This window comes from Thiohalophilus thiocyanatoxydans, from assembly GCF_004366735.1.
Taxonomy (GTDB): domain Bacteria; phylum Pseudomonadota; class Gammaproteobacteria; order UBA6429; family Thiohalophilaceae; genus Thiohalophilus; species Thiohalophilus thiocyanatoxydans.
This window is the reverse complement of sequence record NZ_SOQX01000002.1, coordinates 666,019-673,394: the sequence shown is the minus strand read 5'-3', so window position 1 is coordinate 673,394 and position 7,376 is coordinate 666,019. Positions and strand designations below refer to the sequence as shown.

The window sequence follows — 7,376 nt, the reverse complement described above, 5'->3', positions numbered from 1 at the left end:
GCGAGGGAGAAGCTGTCCTTACTGGACACTCAAAGTGTAACCCATGTCCCTGGACAAAAGTGTTACCGATGTCCCTGACTCGTACACGCCCGAAAGCCGCCGCCGGTCCAGCCATATCCAATGGCTGAACCGGTTCCCTGCGCTTCTCGCTCCGGTCGGGCTCGCCAGACGGCACATCCCTGTGCCGACTGGCGAGTGCGCGCGTCCATGCGCGCACCCTTCGGGCTAATCCTCCTTCCTCTGCGATGCTCGGCGACGTCTGACGGGACTAAAATCCTAGGTTGTGTCTAAGCTACTGTATTTATTTCGAAAACCAGACAAAATCATATCCCCTTGATATATGTATAATGTATGTATATATTTAATATATGGACGTAATCTGGGATCCGGCCAAGGCTGAGGCGAATTTAAAGAAGCATGGGGTCCGCTTCTCGGACGCAGAAGCGGTCTTGTTCGATCCATTGGCCCTTTCTATGGAAGATGAGGATGCCGGGGGCGAAGATCGTTATATCGCAATGGGGCAGGATGCTGTCGGACGTGTTTTAGTTATTGTGTATAGCTACCGTGGCGAAACGATACGTCTCATATCAGCCCGACCCGCTACTCGCAGAGAGATCGAAGTTTATGAAAAAGGAATATGATTTTAAAAAAGCCAAACGTGGCCCGGTGATAAAGCCGAAAGGTAAAACACGCATCACGATCTATCTGGATGATGATGTGATTGAAACTTTTCGCAAGCTGGCCGATGAGTCCGGCTCGGGGTATCAAACCATGATTAACGAGGCTTTACGGGAGCATCTTCGCAAGAGTACCGGGACGCTCGACGAAGAAACATTGCGTCGTGTCCTTCGTGAGGAATTACATTCGGTATAAATTCGTCATTCCTGGCTGTGGGAGGCGACTGACGTACAGGGAAGTACTAACACCCAAAACACTCGCTTTGCTCGCGGGGTGGCTCTGTCACGGGAGGCAGGGATGACCTGAGCAACGCGAAGAAATACTGAATGAATCCTAAAGGGGTTCTACAGTGCACCTAATTCCGGGGAGAGTATACCTATTTCCAAAATTAAAACTTAATTGAACATCAAGCCATAACAATGAATGTCAGTGCAACCGAACGAACTCGAACACTACCTTCACGAACACATTCCGTTGTCCAAAGCAATGGCGGTGTCGGTGGTTGCGGCGGGGCCGGAGGAGGTGGTGTTGCGGGCGCCGCTGGGGCCGAATATCAATCATCGCGAGACGGTGTTCGGGGGCAGTGCCTCGGCGCTAGCGACGCTGGCGGCCTGGGCGTTGTTGCATCTTCGGCTTCGGGCGGAGGGGTTTAGCTGCCGGCTGGTGATTCAGCGCAATACGATGGAGTATGATTTGCCGATTGACGGGGCGTTTACGGCGCGGGCGTCGGTGGATCAGGTGACGGACTGGTCGCGGTTTGTGCGGATGTTGTCGCGCCGGGGGAAGGCCCGGGTGGCTGTGGACTCGGTGCTGGAATATAACGGGCAGGTGGCGGGGCGGTTTGCCGGCGAGTTTGTCGCTTTGGAGGGAAGTCGTGACAATAACTGAACGGGCGGATTGAACGATCCATGGATATGAGCATTCCGACGGTTCTCAAGGCACTCTCCTCGGCCGGGACGGCGATGAAGGAGTTTGGTGCCTGGAAGGCGCGGGCGCGCGGGGATGAGCGGGTGTTGATCGCGGAGCTGAAGGATAATCTGCATTATCTGGATCTGGTGGCCGAGGACGGGGTGCCGTTGCGCGAGGTGATCGACAAGCTGTCGGTGACGGAATATAAAAAACTGGCCAATCGCGGCTTCAATTTTGACAGCATCAAGAAAAAGCCGATCGAGAATTATTCATCCCTTGCGGGCACGGATCTGGCGCCCTGGCCGGGCAAGCGGACCGGTGAACTGATCGAGTCGATCTACGACAAGATCAACGAGCTGAAGATCAAGTTTCCCTATGTCGAGAAGAACCGCAATTACCGCTGGGGCACGCGAGTGAACAATATCCGCAAACGGATCTGGCTGTTGCTCCGGCATGTGCGTGGTTGAGGAGACAGGAATGTCATTGAAATTGCGTTTACTGATTCCTGGTCGCAGTAACGGGTTTGCCGGCGTACTGGCTTCGTTGCTTCTGGCTGTCACTTCGACTGTGCGGGCGGATGGGCCGATCTCAACTGTCAAGTCTGCCATGCAACATACGACCACCGGCGATCTCTATGTTGCTGCCGGCTACCCGGTTAACCATGAGGGGCATGAGCGCGCGCTTGACCGGTTATGGGAAAAAGCGAACGATAAAAAACTGTCCGATGACAGTTATCATCAGAAATGGAAGCAGATAGAGCCGGCTGAGCTGCGAACATTATTTGGCCATCTCGATACACACTACTATTTATTGTTTCCGCGAGTAAAACGGGTCGATTCGGGTAACGGTCATGGCCGTATCGAGTTTGCCGGTTACTCAATCGAGCGTCGTGAAGTTACCGGTGCCGCCCTGTTCCGCTGGGGGTGCAGCGGCGAGGTGATTCCGGTGTTGAATCTCGGAGCCTGGCCGTCGGACACCTACCGTGAGTGGGGGCCGCTGGCAATATCGATACATGGCAAGTTTACCGGGGCCCGGCTGGTCGATCTGGATAAAAGTCTGGTTCCTGACGCGTACACCCGGCAGGTTGATAACACCGAACAATGGGTGACAATCGAGTGGCCGGATGCAAAATACCGGGCAACGGTGACTCACCATGCTTTCGCAACCGGGGAAGCCTTCCAGCATATTTTTGCCACAGGCGATTCACCCGGCTATTTTTCCGTTCTCGAACCGCAAGGGCCAATGGATTACCGTTGTTAGTCTTGTTTAACTTGCGCGAATCGTGGCTATCGCCTGCTGCTAACAGGAACCGCGCCAATCCTCCGCTGTCGGAGATTTATTAATATTTTATATTTGCTTGCACGCCAATCCGCTGCATGGCAGCTTGGCTGTGCCGCTATAATAACGGCCTGTAAGCCACAATAATAACGAGGTTTTGAGGATGCCCGATCTGTTTCGCGCCCCGCCGGCGCGTGTTCGACCCCGGTTGTGGGCATGGCCCCTGGCGATCCTGTTGCTCCTGAATCTGACAGCCACGCGGGCTGCCGAGGCACCGACGGTGGTGGTCGAGGAGGCGCGCGAGACGGAGATCGTTCGCCAGGTGCCGCTCAGTGGTACGGTCACCTCGGCCAAGGTCTCGCGGCTGTCGGCCGAGATCAGTGGCCAGGTGGAGTCGATCAAAGTGGATTTCGGCGATCGGGTCGAAGCCGGGGATGTGTTGCTGGCGCTCGATAGCGAGATCGGCAAGTGGGCCTACCAGGCCAGCCAGGCGCAGACCGAGCAGCTGCGCGCCGAGCTGAGTGATGCCCGGCGTCGCTACCAGGACGCGCAACGCCTGCGCAAACAGAGCAGCATCTCGGAAAACGAGATCCAGCTGCGCAAGGCGGAAGTCGAAATCAAGGCCGCCGCGCTGAAGCGTCAGGAGGCCGAGGAGCAGCGTCAGGAGGCCCGTTTCGCGCGCCATGTGGTGCGGGCGCCGTTTAACGGGGTGATCAGCGACAAGCTGACCGAAGAGGGCGAGTGGGTCGACCCCGGTACCACGGTGCTGGAGCTGGTCGGACTGGACACGCTGCATGCCGATTTTTCGGTACCCCAGGCCTTCTATCCCTTCATTGATGATAACAGTCGGATCACCCTGACGCTGGACGCCCTGTCCGAGCGGCAGTTCGAGGGGCAGATCGATGCGGTGGTGCCGGTCAACGATCGCAGTGCCCGGACCTTCATGCTGCGCGTGCTGTTCGATTCGATCGATGCAGATATTATCCCGGGCATGTCGGTCAACGGCCTGCTGCAGGTCTCCGGCGGGCGCCGGGGGATTGTGGTCTCGCGCGATGCCGTGCTGCGTTATCCGGACGGGCGGGTCACCGTCTGGGTAGTTCGTGAGCGCGACGACGACGAGTTTCAGGCGATCGAGCGCAAGGTGACCACCGGCCAGGGTTTCGACGGGTTGATCGAGATCCGCGAGGGGATTGAGGCCGACGATACCGTGGTGGTTGAGGGCAATGAGGCGCTGGAAGCCGATCAGACCGTGCGCATCGAACAACGGGACGGGGAAGACTAAAGCATGTTCCACTCGATGATCCAGCGCGGTACCCTGATTACCGTGGCCGTGCTGATTGTGGCGGTGCTGGGCGTGGTGGCGGCCATGCGGATCCCCGTGCAGATGATTCCGGATCTGGAGGTCCGTACCATTACCATTCGCACATCCTGGCCGGGTGCAACGCCGCAGGATGTGGAAAAAGAGATCATCATCGAACAGGAAGAGTACCTGCGCAGCGTGCCGGGGCTGGAGCGCCTCACCTCCTCCGCCTCGTTCGGTCAGGCCTCGATCGAGCTGGAATTTCCCTTCGGTATCGATCTTAATGAAACCCTGATTGAGATCAACAACGCCCTGTCGCAGGTGCCCTCCTACCCCGAGAACGTGGATGAGCCGCGCATCTATGCCTCATCGTTCTCCAGTAACTCCTTTATGTACTTCCGTGTCATGCCGCTGGACGGTAATCCGCGCAATCTCGACATGGTGATGATGCAGGATTACGTGGATGACAATGTGCGACCCCGCATGGAAACCGTACCGGGTGTCTCCATGGTCAATGTCTACGGCGGGGCGGAGCGCCAGATCCAGATCCTGCTCGATCCGGCCAAACTGGCCGAGCGGGATATCACCATCGCCCAGGTACGCGATGCCATACGCGCGCGTAACCGGGATGTCTCCGGCGGTGAGCTGGAATCGGGAAAACGTCGCTATCTGTTGCGCACCATCGGCCGCTTTGCCGACCTGGAAGCGATGCGCGAGCTGATTCTCGATCGGCGCGGCGATGCGATCATTCGTCTGGGGGATGTGGCCACGCTGCAACTGGATCACTACAAGCTCAGTCGGCTCTCCTATACCGACGGTAAACCGGTGATCGGCATGTCGGTCCGCCGCCAGCCGGGTTCCAATGTCATCGAGATCAAGGAAGGCATGCTGGAACAGATGGCGAGCATCAACCGCGAGGTGCTCAAACCGGCCGGCATGAAAATGCGCCTGGTGGCCGATGATGCCGCCTATGTGCAGTCATCACTGCGCAATGTCTGGACCAATCTCGCACTCGGGGCGTTGTTGGCCTGTGCGGTGATGTACCTGTTTTTGCGTTCCGGTAGAGCGACCCTGGTCGGGGTTATAGGGATTCCATTATGTACGATTGCGGCGTTTATCGGTCTGCAGCTGACCGGCCGCACCATCAATGTGATTTCCCTGGCCGGCATTGCCTTTGCGATCGGCATGACACTGGATAACAGCATCGTGGTGCTGGAGAGCATCGAGCACGAGCGCCGGCGCGGCCTGGATCGGCTCAAGGCGGCGATCACCGGCGTGCAGAAGGTGTGGCCGGCGGTGCTGGCCTCCACGCTGACCACGGTCATGGTGTTTCTGCCGATTCTGTTTATTAAAGAGGAGGCGGGGCAGCTCTATTCGGATATTGCGATTGCCATCTCTGCCTCGATCCTCGCCTCCATGCTGGTGGCGATCACGGTCATCCCCGCGGCGGCGGCCCGCCTGCATCTGGGCGACAGCCGGCGCAGCGTCACACAAAGTGTGCGCCACCTGCGCCAGTGGGTGCTCGATTCGGTCGGGCGGCGGATCGGCGAGCCCGGCCAGCGGGCACGGGTGATTGCCGTGACCCTGATCGTCAGTCTCGGTATCTATCTGATACTGACCCCGCCGGGCGAGTATCTACCCGAAGGCGAGGAACCCAAGACCTTCGCCTCGCTCAGTTCACCGCCGGGCTATAATCTGGAGATCATGAGTCGGATCGGTTTTGAACTGCAGGACTATTTTCTGCCGTTTCTGGATCATTCGCCGGAGCAATATGAGAACGGCGAGACCGAGGTGCCGGCGATGGAATACCTGAACCTGAGCATCCAGCCTTCGGGTATCCGGATCATCACCCAGCCGAAAAAAGCGTCACACATCAAACCCTTGATGGACGCGATCGACGCCAAATATAACGAGTATCCGGCCATGCGGCCGTTTGTCACCCGCGGCTCGATCATCACCAGCAACTCCGGGGGCACGCGCAGCGTGAACCTGGATATCTCCGGTCCCGATCTCGCCTCGGTTTACAAGGTGGCCAACAAGGCCTATAAACGGGCCGATGAGATATTCGACTCGCCACGCCTGCGTGCTAATCCCTCGACCCTGTCACTCTCCCAGCCGCTGGTGGAGATCCGACCCAAGTGGGAACGGGCCACCGAAGTGGGCATGACCACCCAGGAACTGGGCTATACGGTCTCCGCGTTGACCGACGGCGCGTTTGTCAGCGAGTTTTTCCTGGACGATGACAAGATCGACATGTACCTGTACAGCAAGGATGGCGTTAACGCCAGCCTGGACAGCCTGGACCAAAAACAGATCTACACGCCGGTCGGCGCGATCCTGCCGTTTTCCTCTGTCGCCGAGATCGTCGAGACGGTGGATACCAACAATATCCGGCGGCTCAACGGCCGACGGACCGTGACCCTGAATATCATTCCACCGGATGATGTGGCGCTGGAGACCGGAGTACAACGGGTACGTGACGATCTGGTGCAGCATCTGCGCGATGCGGGTGAGATACCCTCGAATATCGGTCTGGCCATCTCCGGCGCCAGCGATGAACTGGACGCGACACGCGAAGCATTAACCGCCAACTACATTGTGGCGGTGGTGATTATTTATCTGTTGCTGGTGGCGATCTTCACCCACTGGGGTTATCCGTTGCTGATCATGACCACGATCCCGCTGGGTGTCAGCGGCGGCATCTTCGGTTTGTGGCTGTTCAATTTCATCGGCAGCGGCTTCCCGTTAATCGGCCTGTCGGCCCTGAGCCTGCCGTTTGACATGATTGCCATGCTCGGCTTTTTGATCCTGATGGGGACGGTGGTTAACAATCCGATCCTGATCGTGCATCAGTCGATCGTCAATCTGCGCGAGGAGGGGATGGCCGCGCGTGAAGCGGTCGCCGATGCAGTGGAAACCCGCCTGCGCCCGATCGCCATGTCCACCCTGACCACCGTCGTCGGTCTCGCGCCGCTGGTCTTTTTGCCCGGCGCCGGCACCGAACTCTATCGCGGCGTCGGCGTGATCGTCATGTTCGGCCTGATGGGCACCGCGCTGGTCACACTCACCTTCCTCCCGGCGTTGACCGTTACCGTTCTCAAGATCGTCGAGGGACGTCGGCAAAAAGTGGCTTGATAGATTATTTTCAACGCGGAGACGCATTTAAGGGGCTAAATAGGTGTTCCGATTACCAGAACACTATGTTCAAAAG

At 57.9% G+C, this 7,376-nt stretch carries 7 protein-coding genes; all 7 read left to right on the top strand.

Annotation, left to right across the window (positions count from 1 at the left end):
• Positions 1–368: 368 nt before the first annotated feature.
• The 7 genes from EDC23_RS06925 to EDC23_RS06895 all read left to right on the top strand — a co-directional run bounded on the left by EDC23_RS06925 (position 369) and on the right by EDC23_RS06895 (position 7,300).
• Positions 369–641 carry a BrnT family toxin gene (locus EDC23_RS06925; protein WP_134082443.1) on the top strand — a complete coding sequence of 91 codons (273 nt, stop codon included), beginning with the start codon at positions 369–371 and terminating at the stop codon, positions 639–641.
• Positions 625–873, top strand: a complete 249-nt coding sequence (locus EDC23_RS06920; RefSeq protein ID WP_134082441.1) for a BrnA antitoxin family protein — start codon at positions 625–627, stop codon at positions 871–873. The genes EDC23_RS06925 and EDC23_RS06920 overlap by 17 nt, the downstream gene beginning before the upstream one ends.
• A gap of 228 nt (positions 874–1,101) precedes the next feature.
• Entirely contained in the window at positions 1,102–1,566 is a 465-nt protein-coding gene (locus EDC23_RS06915) for a YiiD C-terminal domain-containing protein (RefSeq protein WP_134082438.1), read from the top strand.
• Between the two features lie 26 nt (positions 1,567–1,592).
• Positions 1,593–2,054 (top strand): hypothetical protein, encoded by a 462-nt coding sequence (locus EDC23_RS06910; protein WP_208321303.1) that lies wholly within the window; start codon positions 1,593–1,595, stop codon positions 2,052–2,054.
• A gap of 10 nt (positions 2,055–2,064) precedes the next feature.
• Positions 2,065–2,847: a hypothetical protein gene (locus tag EDC23_RS06905; RefSeq protein ID WP_134082432.1), complete on the top strand. Its 783-nt coding sequence runs from the start codon at positions 2,065–2,067 to the stop codon at positions 2,845–2,847.
• A gap of 181 nt (positions 2,848–3,028) precedes the next feature.
• On the top strand, positions 3,029–4,147 hold the full coding sequence (locus EDC23_RS06900; protein WP_134082429.1) for an efflux RND transporter periplasmic adaptor subunit: 1,119 nt from the start codon (positions 3,029–3,031) through the stop codon (positions 4,145–4,147).
• A 3-nt stretch (positions 4,148–4,150) separates the two neighbouring features.
• Positions 4,151–7,300: an efflux RND transporter permease subunit gene (locus tag EDC23_RS06895; protein WP_134082427.1), complete on the top strand. Its 3,150-nt coding sequence runs from the start codon at positions 4,151–4,153 to the stop codon at positions 7,298–7,300.
• Positions 7,301–7,376 lie beyond the last annotated feature (76 nt).

What these genes read in the sequence shown, in the direction of transcription:
- EDC23_RS06900 (WP_134082429.1), top strand. Translation starts at nt 3,029, where the DNA reads ATGCCCGATCTGTTTCGCGCCCCGCCGGCGCGTGTTCGACCCCGGTTG.
- EDC23_RS06920 (WP_134082441.1), top strand. Translation starts at nt 625, where the DNA reads ATGAAAAAGGAATATGATTTTAAAAAAGCCAAACGTGGCCCGGTGATA.
- EDC23_RS06915 (WP_134082438.1), top strand. Translation starts at nt 1,102, where the DNA reads ATGTCAGTGCAACCGAACGAACTCGAACACTACCTTCACGAACACATT.
- EDC23_RS06925 (WP_134082443.1), top strand. Translation starts at nt 369, where the DNA reads ATGGACGTAATCTGGGATCCGGCCAAGGCTGAGGCGAATTTAAAGAAG.
- EDC23_RS06895 (WP_134082427.1), top strand. Translation starts at nt 4,151, where the DNA reads ATGTTCCACTCGATGATCCAGCGCGGTACCCTGATTACCGTGGCCGTG.
- EDC23_RS06905 (WP_134082432.1), top strand. Translation starts at nt 2,065, where the DNA reads ATGTCATTGAAATTGCGTTTACTGATTCCTGGTCGCAGTAACGGGTTT.
- EDC23_RS06910 (WP_208321303.1), top strand. Translation starts at nt 1,593, where the DNA reads ATGAGCATTCCGACGGTTCTCAAGGCACTCTCCTCGGCCGGGACGGCG.